We start from the raw sequence: 21,055 nt of genomic DNA, 5'->3' as shown, positions 1-21,055 counted from the left end.
GCGCCCCTTATTTCTTGTGGCGAATACGCGGGTTGACCACGCCGTAGAGCACGTCTACCAGCAGGTTAACCAGAATAATCATACAGGCGACCAACAATACGCCGCCCTGAACAACCGGATAATCACGGCGTTGCAACGCATCCATCAGCCAGCGGCCAAGCCCCGGCCAGGAGAAGATGGTTTCTGTCAGGATCGCCCCGGCCAGCAAGGTGCCGACCTGTAGGCCGATCACCGTCACCACCGGCAGCAAGGCGTTACGCAACGCATGCACCACGATCACCCGCATACGGCTCACACCCTTGGCGCGCGCAGTACGGATATAGTCTTCACCCAGTACTTCCAGCATGGAGGAACGGGTCATACGCACGATAACCGCCAGCGGGATGGTGCCCAACACGATGGCAGGCAGGATCATATGCATCACGGCGTCGATGAAATCACCCGGCTCACCCCAGAACAGGGTGTCGATCAGCATAAAGCCGGTCAGCGGTAGGCTGTCATCGAGGAAGACCGTATCGCTTATTCGCCCCGATACGGGCGTGAGGTTGAGCTGTACCGAGACCAGCATGATCAGCATCATGCCCCACCAGAAGATCGGCATTGAATAGCCGGTCAGGGAGAGACCCACGGCGGTATGGTCAAACACCGAACCTCGCTTGACGGCCGCCAGCACCCCCACCGGGATACCGACAATCACCGCGAAGAGCATCGCGCACAGGCCCAGTTCCAGGGTGGCCTTAAAGCGCGGCACAAACTCTTCCCACACGGAGATACGGCTTTTGAGGGACGTCCCCAAATCGCCATGCAGCACGTTGGTGACGTAATTGAAGTATTGGTGATAGAGCGGTTTATCCAGCCCCATCTCTGCCATGAGTTGTGCATGGCGCTCTGCGGAGATCCCGCGTTCCCCGGCCATAATGGTCACCGGATCGCCGGGGATCATATGGACGAATGCAAAAGTCAGCAACGTTATGCCGATAAACGTTGGGATAACTAACCCCAAACGTCGGAGTATGAACTGCAACATATCCCGAACTCTCTGTATAAAGTGCCTGGCAGCTCATCGTCCGCCAGGCTTATTAAAACTCACACGCTTCACGACATTCTTCTGGGGACGGGAATGCAGGGGCGCAACGTATTGCGCCCCTGCAGATTAACTATCCCAGTCCTTCAACCCGCCTTGGTAGGCTTAGTCCAGAGAAACGTTCTCAAAGTGATGTTTACCAAGCGGATCGACCACATAGCCCTTCACTTCTTTACGCACTGGCTCGTAAACGGTGGAGTGGGCAACAATCAGCGCCGGGGCCTGATCGTGCATGACTACCTGAGCCTGCTTGTAGAGTGCGACGCGTTTGTCGTGGTCTGCTTCGGCACGGGCCGGTTGGATCAGATCCTCAAACGGCTTGTAGCACCAACGGGAGTAGTTGGAACCATCTTTAGCGGCCGCACAGCTGAACAGCGTGGCGAAGAAGTTGTCTGGATCCCCATTGTCACCGGTCCAGCCCATCATGACCGTCTGGTGCTCACCGTCTTTGGCACGCTTGAGGTACTCGCCCCACTCGTAGGTGACGATCTTGGCATTGACGCCAATCTTCGCCCAGTCGGACTGGATCATCTCAGCCATACGACGTGCGTTCGGGTTATACGGACGCTGTACCGGCATCGCCCACAGATCGATGGAGAAGCCATCTGGCATGCCTGCTTCTTTCAGCAGCTCTTTGGCCTTGACCGGATCGTAAGTGTAATCTTTGATCTCGTCGTTATAGCCCCACATGGTTGGTGGGATCAGGTTCTTGGCAGGTTGACCCGCCCCCTGATACACCGCATCCACGATGGCCTGCTTGTTCACCGCCATGGTCAGTGCCTGACGCACCTTCACGTTATCCAGCGGCTTCTTCTCGGTGTTGAACGACAGGTAGCCGACGTTCAGGCCAGGCTGTTCCATCAGGTTGATGGTTTTGTCCTGCTTCATGCGAGCGATGTCTGCCGGGTTCGGGTACGGCATGACCTGGCACTCGTTTTTCTGCAGTTTGGCGTAACGCACAGAGGCATCTGGCGTGATGGAGAACACCAGGCGATCGATCTTCGGTTTGGTGCCCCAGAAACCGTCAAAGGCCTTGTAGAGGATTTTGGAGTCTTTCTGGTACTGCAACAGTTGGAACGGCCCGGTACCCACAGGGTTCAGGTCCACTTTCTCTGGCGTACCGGCTTTCATCATCTTGTCGGCATATTCTGCAGACAGAATAGAAGCGAAGTCCATGCCCAGGTCAGCCAGGAATGGCGCTTCTGGACGGGTCAGCGTGAAGCGAACGGTGTTGTCGTCCACTTTCTCGACTTTGCTGATCAGATCCTGCATGCCCATACCCTGGAAGTATTCATAGCTGCCGCCAGAAACCTTGTGGTAAGGGTGGTTTGGATCGAGCTGACGCATGAAGGAGAACACCACGTCGTCGGCATTCAGTTCACGGGTAGGTTTGAAATCTTTGCTGTCCTGCCACTTCACGCCTTTGCGCAGGTGGAAGGTATAGGTTTTACCGTCTTCGCTGACGTCCCACTTCTCTGCCAGGCCGGGTTCCAGTTCGGTGGTGCCCAGTTTGAACTCAACCAGACGGTTATAGATTGGCACTGAGCTGGCATCATAGGTGGTGCCGGAGGTGAACAACTGCGGGTTGAACCCTTCAGGAGAGCCTTCAGAACAGTAAACCAGCGTCTTTGCCTGCACGCTGGCCGCAACGGTCAGCGCAATCAGGCCGATACCGAATTTCAGAATCCCTGATTTACCCAAGGAACTTGTCATCGCTAGTGCTCCGTATGTGATGTGGTGTGTGTATTACCGCCAGAGCCTAATATTTTTTGTTACGCGGCCTGTGCGGTCAGTGCCCGAAGGCAGGAGGAATAAAAAGCGCGAGAATGCCGGATGGAACGCATCACGGCAGGGCGTTTGAGCGAGTGAATTCCACTCATACACCTCTCACTCTTATCCCTGAGGGTACCAAATTGCCAACTGTTTGGGGTGCCGTCAATATAACCAGTAGGGATTTACCTAGACTGTGAGAAACAGCAAGCAAACATAAAAAAAACCTTTCAGCAACATTTACAGCATTAAAACTTGTGCTACGGGTTAAATCTTGGCGTCATGAACCGGCTATCAGGTTCTATCCAGCATTAACCTCCAATAAAAAACCAAAAAAGATTATTGCTGAATGATGAATATCTGAGCGGTTATTTTTGTGATCCCGGTAAAAGACAGGAGGAAATGCTGGGGCACTACCCGAAAGAGGGAGCTGGGTGGAGGGGTTGTGCGTGAGGGATTTCTTACCATTTCGCTGGCTACTTGACCCCACGTTGCGAGTGGACTCGCAACCATTAAAAGAGCCCTCTTGCCAGCCTCTACTTCCCCTCACACTATTGATGCCTAGCTAGAGGTAGACATTTTTTGCCATACGGGCAGGAGTTGCTCGTCGCGTTGAGCGGGATGTCAAAGCTGTGCATACGGATCTTCAGGCGTTGTTGGCTTGCGGCATCGTTGATAAGGGTACAGCCGGGGTGATTTTCCCCTACGACCAAATCCATTTCGATTTTGTCATTGGCAAGGCAGCCTGAGCGATAAACTCCAAACGTAAAAAAGCCCGCTTAAAAAAGCGGGCTTTCTTGAATGTACTCATCGAGAGAGGATTCACTCGTATCGTCCATGATACTCGCCCCTTCGGGGTATCGCTGACGCGATATGCAAATCTGTTCCCGACAGATTTGTCGACCTCCGCGGAGGTTCTCATCCTCATAAACTCCAGACGTAAAAAAGCCCGCTTAAAAAAGCGGGCTTTCTTGAATGTGGTCGGCGAGAGAGGATTCGAACCTCCGACCCACTGGTCCCAAACCAGTTGCGCTACCAAGCTGCGCTACTCGCCGATGCGGGGCGCATCTTACTGCCGGGCCGTATACGCGTCAATCTCTTTTTCACCACCGCACACCAAGTGGCGCTAAAAGCGCCAAACAGGCCAGTATCTGAGCGGATACGGCCCTTCTGGTTCGGTTTACAGCACTTTGGCGTCCGCTTTACTCTGCGGCAGACGACACCAGTTATTGCTCTCAACAATACCACCGTCTGGCGAGGTGTAACCCAGGCAGCCGAGGATAGAGTCAAACAGTTCTACGTGACGGTGCGGCTGGCCCACACGCTGTTGGGTCTGCAACTGCTCAAACGCACTCTTGTGCTGTGGGTCTTCGAGGTATTTATCGGAAGCCCAGACGATCATCGGCACACGGAACTGCTCCGGCGGGGCCATTTCACGTGGCGTACCATGCAGGTGCGAGTTTTCACCAATGGATTCGCCATGGTCGGCCGCGTAGAACACGATAGCCTTCTTATCGCGCACCTGGTCAATCACGCTGTCGATAAAGGTATCGGTGTACAGCACCGAATTGTCATAGGCGTTAATCAGGCGCTCTTTGGAGCAGAACTCATCCACGCCCATACATTCCGGCTGATAACGAGCAAAACTGCGCGGATAGCGCTGTGAATAGAGGTAATGCGACCCTTTAGTATGCAGGATCACCAGATGCTTACCGTTGGGATGGCGGGCCAGCGACTCTTTCATCTCATCCACCAACAGCATATCGTCCACCGATTTACCGTCGTTACGCTTCTCTGAGGCGATCATTTCACGGAATGAATAATTATCTACATCAGTATTGTTGTAGAACCATACCTCGCTCTGCATCGCGAACAGTTCGGAACTGAAGCCCAGCTCTTTCAGTACGGCAAAGATATTCTGCTCTTTCAGGGTTCGCTGCGGGTTATCCGAGGTACCATGCTCGCGCACGAACATACAGCGCAACGAAAGCTTGGTAGAGGTATCACAAGATTCCCCACGAAATGCCACCAGGTTTTTCTCCTGCGACAGCTTTGGCGTGGTATCACGCTCATAGCCCAGGATGCCCATATGATCCCAGCGGGTGGTTTCACCGATGATAAACACCACGTAGGTGTCATCAATGCCCTCTGGCGCAACATAGGTAAAGTTCTTGCTGGGATCGAACATGTTGGCTGCATCCGAGCTTTCATCATAACGGGTATAGGCAAACAGCCCCAGTGCCGAAAGCCAGTTGGAAGGCAGATAAGAGTGCGCAACCACCCCCCCATAGCTCGGCAGATCGATATTGGTGATCTTTTCCTGTGCGCTTTGCTCTTTATCCAAGGTACGCAACGGCAGCCACACCAGCGCGACCACCGTCAACATGATCAACAGTGGCTTAATCCGCTGCCCTGGCGTTTTCATCTGTTCGATCAGGGTATCGCGCAGGTTATTGCTCCAGATGCACAACAGCGGCAAAGCGCTGACCACGATCATCCACAGCACAAAATTCAGCCCGACCACCTCTTTGGAGAGATCGATATCGGTGGTCATCACCGAAACGATAATCCCATAGCCAATCACCACGTTGAAGAACGTCATGTAGTAACTGGCAGCGACGGAGATCAATACCAGCAAAGAGGCGACGATGCGGTAAAACAGCCGGCCCCCGAGGGATACCAGCCGCATGATAAAGAAGGTGAACAGGACAATGGCAATGACTTCTGTCACCGCAGAAACCACCTTGATCCCCTGAATGCCGTGCGCAAAAGAATCAAAACGACGATAGAAAACGGAAAGGTTTAAAAAGATGCCGATATAGATCGCTAACAATAACGATAAATTCTGCTGTGATAGCGATTTAACTTTGTTCATGTAACGCAGTGGCTCCGGGCTTCAAGTTCTGAAACCATCAGACAGTCGATATGCCCTCAGGTTCAGCCGATGGGCAATAAGCATCATTCTGCAGAACAGAATCAAGAAAAATCTCAGTAAACGAGCATTTTTTGCCAATTTTGTGAGAAAAATAGCGGGGAGACAGGACTTGTGAATGGGGGAGCACTGTCCCCCTCTTTCACCGGTTATTGGCAGAGAACATTATTTAATGTTAAGGGTTACATCGATATTGCCGCGCGTGGCGTTGGAGTAGGGGCAGACCACATGGGCTTTCTTCACCAAGTCTTCCGCGACGCTACGCTCAACGCCCGGCAAGCTGATATCCAGCTGAACCTCAATGCCAAAACCGTTGGGGATCTCACCGATACCGACGGTGCCCTCGATGGAGGCTTCAGCAGGGATTTTCACTTTTTCCTTCGAGGCGACAAACTTCAGTGCCCCCAGGAAACAGGCCGAATAGCCCGCGGCAAACAGTTGCTCAGGGTTGGTAACCTCCCCACCGGCGCCGCCCATCTCTTTCGGCACGCCTAATTTCACGTCCAACACGCCGTCGGATGAGGTTGCACGGCCGTCTCGGCCACCGGTTGCCTTGGCATGGGCGCGATAAACCACTTTCTCAATAGACATAGATCGTTCCTTTTCGGGTTGGTGACCCGATCCAGTGTAGACCATTCTGCGCGTAGCCCAGGCTCGCACAACCGACGTTAAGCACGGTATGCTAAGTTCTATCTATCGGATGCCACAGGGAAATCAAAGCATGACTGACACCTTGGCCGAACGCGCCCGCCGCTATGCCACCAAAGCGCATGGAGCGATCGATCAGCGCCGCAAATACACGAACGACCCGTATATTGTGCATCCACAGGCAGTGATGGAGATTGTCAGCAGCGTGCCGCACAGCGAAGAGATGCTGGCTGCGGCCTGGTTGCATGACACTGTGGAAGATACTCCCTCTACGCTGGCCGATATCGAAAGCCATTTTGGCCTGCAGGTTGCCAGCCTGGTCGCTATGCTGACCAACGTCAGCGTCGGCAGCGCGGAAAATCGCTATCAACGCAAGAACCGCGATCGTCGCCACAGCGCCAATGCCTCCCCACAGGCCAAAACCATCAAGCTGGCCGATTTGATCGACAACACCCGTTCCCTGCTGCAATACGATAGCCACTTCGCCAAAACCTACCTGGTGGAAAAACAGCGCCTGCTGGAAGTGCTGACCGAAGGCGATCCACAGCTGTGGCGGCAGGCTAGCTATATCATCGAACAGGGCTTGCAGGCGCTGCAGCTGCCTCCGCATAACGTCCCGGCCCGTTGGTTTGACCATGCCCGGCAGCGATATCAGGCAAACGAGGTGGTATAAGCTTGAGATAGGAGGGAGACATAAGCACTGCTATGGCCCCTCACCCTAGCCCTCTCCCACAGGGAGAGGGGACCGATCGAGTTGCCTATCAGTTACCGAAATTACCTGGCCATTGCCCCCAATTAGCTCCCTTTTAGGCAGGGAACAAAACGTTCGCAGCCCCCAACCGCAACACCGTGGCAGCTCCCTCTCCCTGTGGGAGGAGACCGATCGAGTTGACTATCATTTGCAGAAATTACCTGGCCATTGCCCCCAATCAGATCCCTTTTAGGCAGGACAAAGCGATCGCAGCACCCGACCGCAACACCGGGGCAGCTCCCTCTCCCTGTGGGAGAGGGTTGGGGTGAGGGGCCTGTTTTCCTGAGTAATTACTTGATCTTCAAGCTGCTGCCGTTGCTGTGGATCACATCACGATACCAGTAGAAACTCTTCTTGCGACGGCGCTCCAGGCTGCCGTTACCTGCATCATCGCGATCGACATAAATAAAGCCGTAGCGCTTCGCCATCTCCGCTTTGGAAGCACTGACAAGATCGATCGGCCCCCAACTGGTGTAACCCATCACCTCAACTCCATCGTCGATCGCTTCCGCAACCTGCACCAGATGATCGTTGATATAGTCAATGCGGTAATCGTCGTTGATGCTGCCGTCGGCCTCGATGCAGTCTTTCGCCCCCAGGCCGTTCTCGACGATAAACAGCGGTTTCTGATAGCGGTCATACAGCACGTTGAGCAGATAGCGCAGCCCCACCGGGTCAATCTGCCAGCCCCATTCCGAGCTTGCCAGATGCGGGTTAGGCACCATGTTGAGGATATTGGCCCGGGCGGTCTGGTTCTTTTCTTCGTCGGTGGTGACACAGCCACTCATATAGTAACTGAAGGAGATAAAGTCGACGGTTTCGCGCAGCGCCTGCTTGTCTTCCTCGGTGATCGTTACCTGAATGCCGTTCTCACGGAAGAAGCGCTTCATATAGGCCGGGTACGCACCGCGCACCTGCACGTCACCAAAGAACATCCAGTCGCGGTTCTGGCGCTGGGTTTCCAACAGGTCTTCCGGCTTGCAGCTCAGCGGATAAAGAATACCGCCCAGCAACATATTGCCGATCTTACCGTCCGGCACGATCTCATGGCAGGCTTTTACCGCCTTGGCGCTGGCTACCAACTGATGGTGGATCGCCTGGTAAATCTCGCTTTTGCTGCTGTCTTCCGGCAGACCCACGCCGGTGAACGGCGCATGCAGCGACATGTTGATCTCATTGAAGGTCAGCCAGTGTTTGACCTTGTGCTTGTAACGCTCGAACACCGTGCGGGCGTAACGCTCGAAGAACTCAATAAGTTGGCGATTGCCCCAACCGCCATACTTTTGCGTCAATGCATAGGGCATTTCGTAATGCGACAGGGTGATCAACGGCTGAATGCCGTATTTTGCCATCTCGTCGAACAGTCGATCATAAAATGCCAGCCCGGCTTCATTCGGCACTTCTTCGTCCCCTTGCGGGAAGATACGCGTCCAGGCGATCGAGGTACGCAGGCACTTGAAACCCATCTCGGCAAACAACGCGATATCTTCAGGGTAACGGTGGTAGAAATCGATCGCCACATCCTTGATACCGCTGTCTCCGGCAACGCGCGGCGTCAGCCCGCCAAAGATCCCTTGGGGTTGCAGATCTGACGTCGAAAGGCCTTTGCCATCCTCCAGATACGCGCCTTCTACCTGATTTGCCGCGACCGCGCCGCCCCATAGAAAATGCTGTGGAAATTTGCAACTCATCGCTTTCTCCTCAATAAACCTGATTAACGTAATAGTGTCAGCAGCGGTGCCTGTTCCTGCACCGGGCTTTGGCCGCTGGTGAGCACATCGACATAGTCGTCACTGTTGCTGATGATGATCGGCGTGGTGGTATCGAAACCTGCGGCACGGATCGCCTCTTGGTCAAACTCGATCAGCAGATCGCCCTGTTTAACGCGATCGCCCTCTTTGATGTGGGCGGTAAAATTCAGGCCGTTAAGCTTGACGGTATCGATACCCACGTGGATGAGCACCTCAGCCCCCTCATCCGATTCAATGCCGATGGCGTGCTTGGTTTTGAACAGCGATGCCACATAGCCATTGACTGGGGCCACCACACGGCCCTGGTGCGGCATAATGGCCACGCCTTTACCCAGCAGGCCGCTGGCAAAGGTGGCATCCTGAACCTGTTCCAACGGGATGATGTCGCCAGCAATCGGGCTGGTGACCTGCTGCTTGCGGTTGAGAGATGCCTGTGGAGCTGGGGCCAGGGCCGCTTCAGCCGGTTGTTCCGCTGGCGGTACGAGGCCGAACAGATAGCTGGCAATGGTCGCAAACACAAACGATACCAAGGTACCGGCAATCGCCCCCAGGACCGTCGCATCAAAGCCGCCCGCCGGAATGATCTGGGCAAAGGTGAAAATACTGACCAAACCAAACGAGTAGGTTGCCGTGTGGAAGTAACCGATCACCGCACCACCCAGCGCCCCGCCAATACAGCCGAAAATAAATGGCCGTTTGTTTGGCAGCGTGACCCCGTATACAGCAGGCTCAGTAATACCGAAGATACCGGCGGTAACGGCAGAGCCCGCCATCACCCGCAGCTTGGCATCGCGGGTACGCAGCATCACGCCCAACGTAGCCCCCACTTGCCCCATCACCGCAGGCAGCAGTAGTGGAGACAGAGTGTCACGGCCAAACACGCTCATATTGTTGAGCATCAGCGGTATCAGCCCCCAATGCAGGCCGAAGATCACACAGACCTGCCAGGCCGCGCCCATAAAGGCACCGGCCACGATCGGGTTGAAGGCATAGATAGCCTGATAGCCATTGGCCAACATCAGGCTCAGCCAGGTAGCCGCCGGGCCAATCAGCAGGAAGGTGAGCGGCACGGTGATCACCAGGCACATCAACGGCGTCACGAAATTACGCAGTGCGCTGTGCAACACGCGGTTAAATAACGGCTCCAGGCGGCAGGATACCCAGGCGGCAAAAATGATCGGAATGACCGACGAGCTGTAGTTGATAAAGGTAATAGGGATGCCGAGGAAATACTCCGGCTGGGCACCCGGAAGCTGAGCCGCCTCAAAAGCCCCCATCATCAGCGGATGCGTCAACGCTCCACCAATAGCCATGGTGACAAAAACGTTACCGCCAAATTTCTTACCTGCGGTGTAACCCAGCATGATCGGTAAGAAATAGAACAGCGCGTCACTCGACGCAAACAGCAGCTTGTAGGTGCCGCTACTCTCCAACAGCCAACCACAGGCCAGGCTCAACGCCAGGAAGCCCTTCAGGATCCCCGAAGCCGCCATCACACCAAGCAACGGGGTAAAAATGCCGGAAACCACGTCGATAAAGCGGCTGAGCAGGTTTTCCTGTTTATCTTCTTGTGCATTGGCGGGCGTTTCCTCACCCGCACCAAGCTGCGCATTCAAGGCGTTATAAACCTCCCCGACGTGGTTACCTACCACCACCTGAAACTGGCCACCGCTTTCCACGACCATGATGACGCCCGGATTTTTCTTCAGCGCCTCCGCATCCGCCTTACCGTGTTCTTGCAGTTTAAAACGCAGGCGGGTGGCGCAATGCACCAGGCTTTTCACATTGTCGCGGCCACCGACGCCGGCCAAGATCTCACTGGCTAATTCCTGATATTTCATGGTTGCATCCTTAACGCTTAACCTTGCTGCTCCCCAGACACGGTGATGGCCAATCGTCGTGGAGGAATTCAGCGCAAAAAAAAACCTAAACCTCGCGGCCTCTGATCCCAACATGGGGAAACAGAAACTCGAGGTTTAGGTTTTGCCTGCCAAAGCAGTGACAACCCTAAATCGGTTGAGCTATGACGGTAACATTCTGTTTTTCAGTGCGGCAAGGCTTTCCGCCACAAAGTTGCCGAAGTGTGATCCGGTAGACAAAATCCCCTGTCATCCCTTCAGCACTTTTGTAGCGCTACCCAGCCACAAAAAACATTACATAATTTAACCTATTTCCGGAGTGTAATTTACAGTAAAGACATGTCTTAACACGCAACAAAACATAATCAATAAAGACTAAAACCATTAAATAACATCGAATTACGATTTATTTTCGACCTGTTTGTTTCATCATCCTTATCATTATACTCATTTTTGAGTAGCCTAAAAACCCTCTTAAAACCCGTATAAATACTAAGTAAAATCTTAATTAGCCCAGAAAACACATCAGAAGCACTAACTAAAGATGGACAAATATAGTTCGGAGTATTATTACTAGACTCCAGAAAATTTGTTTTAGGGAACGTAGTCGCCATGGCATTACGTACAGAGCTTGGGCGGGTGTTGATTACCGGTGCCGGTGGCCGAGTGGCTACCGTGTTCAGGCAGTTCGCTGGCCATCGTTACGATTTTCGCCTGGCGGAAAAAAAAGCTGGCCTGATCTCTCATTTGCGGCCCAATGACGAGGTACTGACGTTCGATATCACCGATATCGACGCTTGCCGGGCAGCCTGCGCCAACATCGATACCGTGCTACATTTGGCTGCCGATCCTTCGGCGGATGCCGATTTCTGTTCTTCACTGATGAACAACAACATCCTTGGTACATTCAACATCTTCCGGGCAGCGAAAGACGCAGGCTGCCAACGCGTGGTGTTTGCCAGCAGTGCACAAGCGGTGGAAGGCTATCCATTGGATTACCAGGTGCGCCCGGACGATGCGCCGAAGCCGAAGAATATGTACGGGGCCAGCAAGGCGTTTGGCGAAGGGATCGCCGCCTATTTTGCCCATCAGGAGGGGCTTTCTGCACTGTCGGTGCGGATTGCCAACTTCACGACGTTGGAAGCGGGGCAACAGATCAGCGCGCGGGATATGAGCGCCTTCCTGAGCCACCGGGATGCCGCCGATCTGCTCGATCGCTGCATCCGCGTTACCAACGTGCAGCATGCAGTGGTGCATGGCATCTCTAACAATCGCTATAAGCGACTGTCGTTAGAGGAGACCACTCGACTGCTGGATTACTACCCCGAGGACGATGCGTTTACCCTGCTCGGGTTTAGCTGAGTGGGCGCAGTACGCTGCGCCTCTGCGTTGTGAGCCCGGTGAGGAAATGTCTGCCGTTCACCACATTACGGCTTTTCAGCAATCTTGCGTAGGTACTCGTTATTTTTGAAGGCGATGATCACCATTTCAAAACAGACACGGGTAAAGACACCGCCAATGATCATGGCCAGTAGCCCACGGAAAAACTCACCATAGAACATCGACCCGATGCCACCGACCAGGATGCCCAGCAGGCAAAGCCAATAAACGCCGGTAATGATTTTCGGCGTCAGCATCGCATCAAAAAAGAAAATATTTTTCATTGTGTATCCCTTCATTCGTTAAGGTTGACCATTCCTGAGCGGCAAAGTGCCCTCAAGCTGGAATTAAGTATACTGGCCAAAGATGACAAAAGGTAAGAAGATGTGATGGATTGTTATCCCTACGTTTAAGGGCGTAGCGATGCTCAAATCTGATGTTACCTGGGAAAACTCCCGAGCCAGGTCAGATGAGCTACCCTTTCTGAATGCTAATCTGCCAGCGAGCATCAGCAGGAATGGGCAAGGTTTACCGGTGGTAGCTAGATTGCTGGTTTTCATAGCCCTTGAACCCCATATGCTTTAATGGGGTGACATGCCCGTCACTAGGGTTAGCGCCACCGCCGCAGGCTTGGCTGGCAAAAATTCAACCTGCGGGGGAGTTCTGCTATCATCCACAGGATTGGGGGGAATGCCCTGTGTTGCACAGTAGAGGTATGATTTAAAAATGGATACAGAGGCAAGTCGGACAACGCAAGTTTTGTCGGTTTTTGATTTTGACGGAACGCTGACTCACCACGACAGTTTTATCCCATTCCTGCGTTTCGCTTTTGGCCGGCGCGTATTTGCCCGTCGCTTATTGCGGCTGGCGCAGCCTGCATTTAAGCATATGCGCAAAAAACTCACCCGCGACGAGCTAAAAGAAACCCTGATTAAGGTTTTCCTGACCGGGGTTGATGAGCACTGGTTCCGCCAGCAGGCGGAAGCCTTTTGTTCGGCCTATTGGACCAAGCTGATGCGCCCTTCCGGGCTGATTGCGGTTGCCATGGAGGTCAGCTCCGGCGCTGAAGTCACGATTTGTTCTGCTTCACCAGCCCTGGTGCTACAGCCGTTTGCCGATCGTTTGGGCATCAAGCTGATTGGTACTCAGTTGGAAGTGGTCGACGGTAAACTCACCGGGCGCATCACCGGCCATAACTGCCGCTGTGGGCAGAAGGTTGAACGCCTGGAAAGTATCTACGGCCCATTGGGGAACTATCATCTCAGAGCCTGGGGCGATACCCGTGGGGACTACGAACTGTTGGCGGCTGCCCAGGATGCGCACTGGCGGCATTTCCATCCGGCCTGGTCAAAGCGCCGCTCTGCGATCAAAAGGTTGCGCGTGGCGGAGCCTAATGTCATCGGCAAGACGAACCAACAACGGTAACCATTACCAGCCCCAGCAACACTATTTCCCCCTAGCCCTTCCCTTGTGGGAGAAGGGCCAGGGCTCATGGCTACACAATAATCCGGTCCGCCTTGGCCGCGTCATGCCACTCTTTAAACTCTTCCAGCAGCAGATCGTACAAACGGTCTTCCTTCATCGTGGCAAAGTCGTCAATCGCGAAGAAGTTGGTGTTATCCACCCGGCGATCGGTGAAGGTATCCAGCTTTTCCAGCACGCCGTAATTCGAGCCACCCAGGCCGACAAACTTCCAGAAAATCGGATAATTGGCCGAACGCTTGATCGCCTCTTTGATCTGGCGCGTTTTGCTGATGCCACCGTCGGTAATAAACACCACATACACCGGCATATCGCTATGCTTAAACGTATCGATCAGCTCCTCCATCACCGGCGGCTCATTATTGGTGCCACCCAGTTTTGGCAGGATCTCCCACATTGAGCGCTTGCCGCTGCCCTGGATCGCCTTGATATAGCCATCAAGATTATCCAGCGTCACATCGGGATATTTGGCATGTTTTTCGGCAAAGCCCCAGACGTCCATCGAGCCGTCATCATCAAACTGTACGGCCAGCACGGCGATGCGATCCAGTACCGCCTGCACATTGCCCTTTTTGAACTGCCCGGTCATCGATCCTGAAGCATCCAGCACGAACGCAACCTTGGCTTTTAGCGACTGCAGATTGAATTTAGCCAGGCTGACAGTGACGTTCTTCGCCAGGCTCACCAAATGCGGGGCTTTATCCTGCAGTTTTTTCTCTAGGCTGACGGTCGGAGGCGGAGTAGCAGGCGCCGCTGGCTGAGCCACATCAACGCCATAGTTTAACGCCAGCGGCTCCAGGCCACCGTTAAACCCTTGCCCCAGTGCGCGCAGCTTCCAGTTACCAGCATGGCGATAAATTTCAGCGACAATCAGCGCCTTCTCCTGACGACCCGGGGTTTCTACGCTGTATTGGGCAACGTTCTGCGCATCCATTTTCAGGTGTTGCAGCCCAGAGATCGCGTCCAAGCCATCAATCACCAAAGTGATGGCAATTTTGCTAACATCGGCGTCAATTTTGCTTAGATCTAACGAGAGGGTGCTGCTTTGGTGGGTGGTTTGTAAAATGACGCTGCGGTTGGGGGTAGCGGTTTGATTGAAGAAGATAAAATCGGCATCGCCACGGACTTTGCCCTCGGCATTCAGCAGGAATACTGCGGTATCAGGCTCACTCTTAAAACCAGGGCTGGCGGGGTACTGCAGGGTCAGGTTGAGCTGGGTGCCATTGACCACCAGATTCTGGCCGGACTGTAAAATCATCAGGATAACCTCCTGTTAAAATAGCTTTTCCATAACGGGGATATTGATGGTGGGACTGGGCAAGGGGAGCGTGTAATCCCCCTCACCCCAACCCTCTCCCACAGGGAGAGGGAGCTGATGCGGAGCCATAATCAGATGCAGGGGTTAATCTGTAGCCCCTGACCTCGGTTCTCACACTGGCAACGAGCCTATCTTAGATATTCACGCCATGCTGTGAAGCCAGAGCGGACAGGCCACCGGCAAAACCTTGGCCTACTGCCTTGAATTTCCACTCGGCACCGTTGCGATACAGCTCGCCGAACACCATCGCGGTTTCGGTAGAGGCATCTTCAGACAGGTCGAAGCGGGCGATTTCGGTGCCGTTATCGTTGTTGAAGATACGCATGTAGCTGTTGCTGACCATGCCAAAGTTCTGTTTACGCGCTTCGGCATCATAGATGGTCACGGCGAAAACCAGTTTCTTGACTTCAGCAGGCACTTTGCTCAGCTCAATTTTGACCTGCTCATCGTCGCCATCGCCTTCACCGGTGCGGTTGTCGCCCTGGTGCTCAACGGAACCACAGGCACTCTTCTTGTTGTTGAAGAAGATAAAGCTGCTGTCGCCCAGCACCTTACCGTCATCACCAACCATAAATACGGAGGCGTCCAGGTCAAACCCTTGGCCATCGGTGACACGCGCATCCCAACCTAAGCCAGCCATGGCAATGTTCATGGTTGGTGCTTCTTTGGTCAGGGATACGTTACCGCCTTTTACGAGAGAAACTGCCATTTTAAAGCTCCTGCTTTGTAGGGGATGATACGGGCAGTAGTGTACTGCCCGTCATATTAACTAGCTTATCGATCAGGACGCGTTGATGCCGTACTGAGCACACACGGAAGCCAAGCCACCGGCATAACCCTGACCTACCGCGCGGAATTTCCACTCGGCGTTGTTGCGATACAGCTCACCAAACAGCATGGCGGTTTCGGTGGACGCATCTTCTGTCAGGTCGTAACGGGCCACTTCGGTCTGGTTGTCATCGTTCACCAAACGGATAAAGGCACCGGATACCTGGCCGAAGCTCTGACGACGAGCCTGCGCATCGTGGATAGTGACCACAAACACGATTTTGTCGACATCCGCTGGGATCATATCCAGTTTGATTTTCAGAGATTCGTCATCACCGTCGCCTTCACCCGTACGGTTGTCACCGGTATGGGTAACGGAACCGTCAGAAGAAGTCAGGTTGTTATAAAAAATGAAGTCAGCATCACCGCGCACTTTCCCGTTTGCGGCCAGCAGGAATGCAGAGGCATCCAGGTCAAAGTCTTGACCATCGGTGGAGCGTGCGTCCCAACCCAGACCAATCAACACATTCTTCATGGTTGGGGCTGCTTTACTCAGGGAAACATTACCGCCTTTAGATAAAGAAACACTCATTGTTCTAACCTCTCAAAAAAGTAAACTCATGCGAATTGATTTCAGCTGGATAGGAGATCAGCTCTCCTTTTTCTCCTCGGCGTCGGGTTTGCCTGGGAACATGACGCTCGCGATAATACCCACCGCAAGAACGCCCAGCACGACAAACAGGCTCGCCGTTGCTGAAATGCTGTACCCATGATGCCAGATGTGGTCGGTGGCATTAAGACCCAGTTTCACCGCAATGAAGAACAGCAACACAATAACGGCTTTTTCCAGATGCGTCAGGTACTGCTTCAGGGCTTCCAGCACAAAATACAACGTACGCAGGCCGAGGATGGCGAACATCATGGCGCTGTAGACAATCAGCGGCTCACGGCTCACGGCGATGATGGCCGGTACCGAGTCAAACGCAAACATCACGTCGGAAAGCTCAACCACAGCCACACACAGCATCAGCGGTGTAGCGTACCGCCAGGCTTTGGCACCACGGCCAATCGTCACATCTTTGTTTTCCGGTTTAGCCAACTCTTCATCAACTTCTTTCTGGCTTAACAGGAAAGCGTGGCCTCTGAGCTTCGGCCAAATCGGGAAGAACCGTTTCACCATGCGATACGCCAGGTGCTGCGAGTAGTCTTCGATCTCATCACCGTCATCGCCGCTGCGCAACATCATCACCGCCGTCCAGGCCACGATTAGTGCAAAGACAATTTCAACGTATGGCCCGAGGCTGAGCAAACCGGTACCGATGGCAACGAAGATGCCGCGGAACACAATAGCCCCGATAATGCCCCAGTAGAGCACGCGGTGACGGAAACGATCCGGCACGGCGAACCAGGAGAAGATCGCCATCATGACAAACAGGTTATCAACCGACAGCACTTTCTCTAAGGCATAACCGGTGACAAACAGGCTGGCCACTTCGGCGCCGTGGTGGATATACAGGAAACCGGCAAAGGCCATCGCTATGGCAACCCAGAACACAGACCATAGGGCTGCGCTCTTCAGCGAAATAGGCTTGTCATCGCGGTGCATAAACAAGTCGATAAAAATGGCCCCGACAGCCAATACAATGAAAACAATGACGGTTTCGGTCGGGAAGCCGATGTGCGTGGATACCATATTAACCTTCTGAAGATATTACATTAAAGACCGAATTCGGCCGCATCAAAGCCCAGAGCAGCCACGATTTCGCGTACCGCTTTTTGCTCATCCTGGTCGAAGTCACCGTCGCTTTTGGCTACGGCAATACCCACACGGATGGCCAGTTGGGCCGCTTCCGGCTGATCTTTCAGCGCCAGGATGTACTTCATGGTTTCGCCTTTGCCGATTTCGACATCGAACTCGAAGCTGGCGATCAGCTTGTTAAAGAATTCGATGACTTCAGAAGTCTCGAACACTTTCAGCTCATCAGATGCCTGGAGGAACCCAATCATCTTCTGTTTTTCTTCAGTGCTGACACCGCCGCTGGCCACGGAGATACGGGCACACACGGCCACGGTACCCTGCATGAACTTTTTATTCTTGAAACGGCTGACCTGCTTGGTCAGTTCGTCGCGGCTGGCATTGAATGCCCCTTTAACCTTGTTGAAAAAACTCATGGTGAAATCCTCTGTGAAATTGATTACTTTGACCCTGCTCTCCAGCTGAAACCCCAGCCGAAAGCCTGATCCATGTCACTGTGACCGTTAAAGAAGCGGTTAACACGCTCAACCTTGATGCTACCGTTCTCGTTAACCAGGCGCGCAATGGCGCACATGTTGCGGTTGTTCTGGCCTTCCGACATGCGGGTTTCAATCGGTGGCTGATCTGGCACATGCAATGTCACCACGCCGTCCGTTTTATCCCAGCTCGCGACCCCTTCGTAGATGAAGGCATAAACCAGCACTTCGCGGATATGTTTCCATTCGCGCCCGTTGATGTGCAGCCATTCGCCGTCCGAGATATCACCGGTGCGGTCATCGCCTTGCAGTTGGACAAACGGCTCGCGGTTGTAGTCACCAAAACGCTTACCGAGCGCCTGGATCACCGTTTTTTCCCCGTTGGCCATTTCAACAAACGCCCCGAGATCGAGATCGACGCCTTTGTTCGAACTGAACATCGCCCGTAAACCCGTCGGGCCGCTGCCGCGATGCCAGTTCAGGTTGATACGGATTTCCCCAAAGTTATCCCGCTTAGTCAGGCTGATAGCCGGTTTTTCTTTGGTTAACGATACTTTGCTCAGGCTGATTTTGGCTGGCTCCGGCGTTGGCGCAGGAGCCGCTGCCGGGGCATCCGCCACATCCACACCAAAATGTTCAGCCAGCGGTTTCAGCCCGCCGTTGAAGCCCTGAGCGATAAAGCGGAACTTCCATTCGCTGTTGCGACGGTAAAGCTCACCCAGGATCAATGCGGCTTCCTGGCGGCCATTCAGCTCAACGGTACCCACCAGCAGCACTTCGTTATCCGCTTCAATCTGGATCAGCAAACGTTGCAGGCCCGCGACGGTCTGAGCCCCTTCACAAGTCACTGTAAAGGCGACTTTCTGCACGTCTGGGTGCAAGCGGCTGACGTCTACCGCGAAGTTGGAGTTATGACCTTCATTGGTCAAAGACACCGTGGCGTCATCGCTCTTGGGCTGACCATAAAAGATCATGTCCGCGTCGCCCTTCACTTTGCCATCGGCATACAGGCGGAAAGCGGAGGCATCAACCGGTGCGCCGGAAAGCACGCGCACCTTCAGTAATTTAGATGGAACTGGGGCATTGGCCCCCGGAGTCATATTCATTAGCGCACCACGGTAGCAACGATGTCTGCATGCATGTCATCAATGGTTCTGCCACTGCAGGCTTTGCCATGCGCGGTAAAATCCCATTGGCCATTGTTACGACGAAGTGAAGCAATCACGATACCGGTATGAGCGCCCTGCTCTTTCAGCTCATAACGCGCCAGTTCCTTTTTGGCCTGATCGACCACGCGGCAAAACGCGTTTTCCACATCGTTGAACGACTGCCCACGGAAGCTGTTGACGGTAAAGGCCAGGTATTCCACCTGAGCAGGCAGTTTTGCCAGCTCGACCAGGATGACTTCGTCATCGCCATCACCTTCACCGGTCAGGTTGTCGCCGCTGTGCACCACAGCGCCGCAGCGAGACTTAAGCTGGCGGAACCAGATTGTGTCGAGGGTATTGCCATCTTTATCCAGCAATACGCAGCCAGCATCGAGATCGATGGCATCACTGCCGCCGCCGAACATCTTGCTCAACAGGCCGCCTTTCTTCTTGATCGGATCCCACCCCAGGCCGAAGTGCAGCTGGTTGATGGCAGATGACTGCTTGCTGAGCGAAACGGTCTGGTTCTTGGTTAATGACACCATGGTTTAAGTTCCTTCAAGTTGGTATTGAAAACAGTGATTTTTTTACACCAAATTCCATGAGTAAAAAATCATATCATGATGTTGTTCTTGCACAACCCATTTTTGATGCCCAACGGCTTTATTTTAGTTAATTCGATGTTTTAAATGGATTTATTTTTTTCACGCTTGGTAAAAACTTGGCTATAACATTCATTTTATGTGACTTTTTCACGTATATTTTCACTTCCAGACTGACATCATGTTATGATTGACATCGCCATTGGGTGGCCTCACCCCACAGCGATCCTTTTAACCATCAAGCCTTGAACGGAAAAAAACAAAAATGACACTCAAAATGTGGCTTATGGAAGGTTTATCTTCCCAGCGGGATATTATTCAGGGCATCGTTTCATTGGTGAAAGCCAAGCAAACTGCCGTGACGGTGGTTGCCTCACACCGTAATGAACGTAACGAGATCCTCTCCCAGGCAGACGTCGCCTTGTTCGAACCGAAAGAAGACGAACAGCGGCTACCCTTCATTCTGTCTACGGTGGAACAGTGCGGCATCAATGCCATCCACACGGGCCGTAACACGCAGTGGTTCGAAGCTCATCGCCAACAGATCGAGGCTGCCGGAGTCACACTGACCACCGGTGCCACCAGCCAGGCGATGTTTGAGCTGGCCGATGACAAAGTGGCATTTGCCCAGGCCATGGAGCGGCATGGCTTGCCGGTCGTCCCCTCTCTGCGCATTGAGTCAGTGGCCGAGCTGCGCGATCTGATTAGCCGTTCCCCTTTCTCTGGCGCGCAGCTGTGCGTCAAACCGGTGAAGGGTATTTATGGCATGGGATTTTGGCGTTTTGATGAAAGCGTAGGCCCGATGGCCGCCTTTACCCATCCGGAAAACCGCAAAGTGAACCCACAGCGCTACCTCAGCGCGCTGGCAGACGCTGGCGAGTTTGAGCCATTGGTGCTGATGCCTTACCTGCCTGGCCCTGAATACTCCGTCGACATGTTGGTTGATCGGGGCACCGTGCTGGCTGCCGTCGCACGTAGAAAAGAAGGGGCGCTGCAATATCTGGAAAACCACGGCGAGGCGTTTGAACTGGCTAAAGCCTGTGCTAACGCGATGCAGGCCGATGGCCTGGTCAACGTGCAAACCCGCAACGACACCAGCGGGCGCCCGGTACTGCTGGAAATCAACCTGCGCCCGTCTGGTGGTATCGGCTATACCCGTTTTAGCGGCGTCAATCTGTCGGGCCTGTTCGCCCTGTATAAGCTTGGCGTAATGAGCCAGCAGCAAGTGATTGATGAGGCTAAATCTGCATTCTCCCCAGCGATCGTCCGTTCTATTACCGATGTCGTCAGATATCACCCCGAGCTCGACAACCTGCTGGTGAAGGACTAA

18 protein-coding genes and 1 tRNA gene are annotated in these 21,055 nt (G+C 53.6%); 4 read left to right on the top strand and 15 right to left on the bottom strand.

The window, feature by feature from the left end; all coding sequences use genetic code 11:
- Positions 1 to 7: 7 nt before the first annotated feature.
- The 5 genes from dppB to KGP17_RS00640 form a co-directional block, all read right to left on the bottom strand.
- Positions 8 to 1,027 carry a dipeptide ABC transporter permease DppB gene (dppB, locus tag KGP17_RS00665; protein ID WP_037376574.1) on the bottom strand — a complete coding sequence of 340 codons (1,020 nt, stop codon included), beginning with the start codon at positions 1,025 to 1,027 and terminating at the stop codon, positions 8 to 10.
- A 162-nt stretch (positions 1,028 to 1,189) separates the two neighbouring features.
- On the bottom strand, positions 1,190 to 2,797 hold the full coding sequence (dppA, locus tag KGP17_RS00660) for a dipeptide ABC transporter periplasmic-binding protein DppA (protein WP_059199128.1): 1,608 nt from the start codon (positions 2,795 to 2,797) through the stop codon (positions 1,190 to 1,192).
- A gap of 1,035 nt (positions 2,798 to 3,832) precedes the next feature.
- Positions 3,833 to 3,909 (bottom strand) — tRNA-Pro (locus KGP17_RS00650).
- Positions 3,910 to 4,034: 125 nt separating this feature from the next.
- The gene (gene eptB / locus KGP17_RS00645) at positions 4,035 to 5,729 is read right to left on the bottom strand and encodes a kdo(2)-lipid A phosphoethanolamine 7''-transferase (RefSeq protein WP_223498706.1); all 1,695 of its coding nucleotides are present in this window, start codon (positions 5,727 to 5,729) and stop codon (positions 4,035 to 4,037) included.
- 222 nt (positions 5,730 to 5,951) lie between these two features.
- Complete coding sequence (locus tag KGP17_RS00640; RefSeq protein WP_024486966.1) at positions 5,952 to 6,377, bottom strand: organic hydroperoxide resistance protein; 426 nt, start codon at positions 6,375 to 6,377, stop codon at positions 5,952 to 5,954.
- A gap of 130 nt (positions 6,378 to 6,507) precedes the next feature.
- Between KGP17_RS00640 and KGP17_RS00635 the strand changes: the two genes are divergently transcribed.
- Positions 6,508 to 7,107 (top strand): HD domain-containing protein, encoded by a 600-nt coding sequence (locus KGP17_RS00635; RefSeq protein WP_059199131.1) that lies wholly within the window; start codon positions 6,508 to 6,510, stop codon positions 7,105 to 7,107.
- 368 nt (positions 7,108 to 7,475) lie between these two features.
- Here the strand turns inward: KGP17_RS00635 and KGP17_RS00630 are convergent, their stop codons facing one another.
- A complete protein-coding gene (locus tag KGP17_RS00630; RefSeq protein ID WP_223498705.1) occupies positions 7,476 to 8,876 on the bottom strand; it encodes a glycoside hydrolase family 1 protein in 1,401 nt (466 codons plus the stop codon).
- A gap of 23 nt (positions 8,877 to 8,899) precedes the next feature.
- A complete protein-coding gene (gene bglF / locus KGP17_RS00625) occupies positions 8,900 to 10,777 on the bottom strand; it encodes a PTS beta-glucoside transporter subunit IIABC (RefSeq protein ID WP_223498704.1) in 1,878 nt (625 codons plus the stop codon).
- Positions 10,778 to 11,407: 630 nt separating this feature from the next.
- On the opposite strand from bglF, the gene KGP17_RS00620 reads away from it, so the two are divergent.
- Complete coding sequence (locus KGP17_RS00620; protein WP_094983249.1) at positions 11,408 to 12,157, top strand: NAD(P)-dependent oxidoreductase; 750 nt, start codon at positions 11,408 to 11,410, stop codon at positions 12,155 to 12,157.
- A gap of 65 nt (positions 12,158 to 12,222) precedes the next feature.
- Here the strand turns inward: KGP17_RS00620 and KGP17_RS00615 are convergent, their stop codons facing one another.
- Positions 12,223 to 12,459: a DUF4282 domain-containing protein gene (locus KGP17_RS00615; protein ID WP_021807719.1), complete on the bottom strand. Its 237-nt coding sequence runs from the start codon at positions 12,457 to 12,459 to the stop codon at positions 12,223 to 12,225.
- Between the two features lie 442 nt (positions 12,460 to 12,901).
- Between KGP17_RS00615 and KGP17_RS00610 the strand changes: the two genes are divergently transcribed.
- Complete coding sequence (locus KGP17_RS00610) at positions 12,902 to 13,600, top strand: HAD family hydrolase (RefSeq protein ID WP_037376573.1); 699 nt, start codon at positions 12,902 to 12,904, stop codon at positions 13,598 to 13,600.
- 70 nt (positions 13,601 to 13,670) lie between these two features.
- Here KGP17_RS00610 and KGP17_RS00605 read toward each other — a convergent pair whose 3' ends face one another.
- From KGP17_RS00605 to KGP17_RS00575, 7 genes are all read right to left on the bottom strand, one after another.
- Entirely contained in the window at positions 13,671 to 14,915 is a 1,245-nt protein-coding gene (locus tag KGP17_RS00605) for a VWA domain-containing protein (RefSeq protein ID WP_223498703.1), read from the bottom strand.
- A gap of 193 nt (positions 14,916 to 15,108) precedes the next feature.
- Positions 15,109 to 15,684: a TerD family protein gene (locus tag KGP17_RS00600; protein WP_021807716.1), complete on the bottom strand. Its 576-nt coding sequence runs from the start codon at positions 15,682 to 15,684 to the stop codon at positions 15,109 to 15,111.
- Positions 15,685 to 15,756: 72 nt separating this feature from the next.
- Complete coding sequence (gene terD / locus KGP17_RS00595) at positions 15,757 to 16,335, bottom strand: tellurium resistance membrane protein TerD (RefSeq protein ID WP_021807715.1); 579 nt, start codon at positions 16,333 to 16,335, stop codon at positions 15,757 to 15,759.
- Between the two features lie 57 nt (positions 16,336 to 16,392).
- Positions 16,393 to 17,436, bottom strand: coding sequence for a TerC/Alx family metal homeostasis membrane protein (locus tag KGP17_RS00590; RefSeq protein WP_021807714.1), 1,044 nt, complete (start codon positions 17,434 to 17,436; stop codon positions 16,393 to 16,395).
- A 23-nt stretch (positions 17,437 to 17,459) separates the two neighbouring features.
- Positions 17,460 to 17,915, bottom strand: a complete 456-nt coding sequence (locus KGP17_RS00585) for a tellurite resistance TerB family protein (protein WP_059199156.1) — start codon at positions 17,913 to 17,915, stop codon at positions 17,460 to 17,462.
- 23 nt (positions 17,916 to 17,938) lie between these two features.
- Positions 17,939 to 19,081, bottom strand: a complete 1,143-nt coding sequence (locus KGP17_RS00580) for a TerD family protein (RefSeq protein WP_223498702.1) — start codon at positions 19,079 to 19,081, stop codon at positions 17,939 to 17,941.
- Positions 19,081 to 19,668: a TerD family protein gene (locus tag KGP17_RS00575; protein WP_024485074.1), complete on the bottom strand. Its 588-nt coding sequence runs from the start codon at positions 19,666 to 19,668 to the stop codon at positions 19,081 to 19,083. Before KGP17_RS00575 ends, KGP17_RS00580 begins: the two co-directional genes overlap by 1 nt.
- 322 nt (positions 19,669 to 19,990) lie before the next feature.
- On the opposite strand from KGP17_RS00575, the gene KGP17_RS00570 reads away from it, so the two are divergent.
- Positions 19,991 to 21,055, top strand: coding sequence for an ATP-grasp domain-containing protein (locus tag KGP17_RS00570; RefSeq protein ID WP_223498701.1), 1,065 nt, complete (start codon positions 19,991 to 19,993; stop codon positions 21,053 to 21,055).

Source organism: Serratia sp. JSRIV001, assembly GCF_019968745.1.
GTDB lineage: Bacteria > Pseudomonadota > Gammaproteobacteria > Enterobacterales > Enterobacteriaceae > Chania > Chania fonticola_B.
This window is presented reverse-complemented; position numbering and strand designations above follow the sequence as displayed.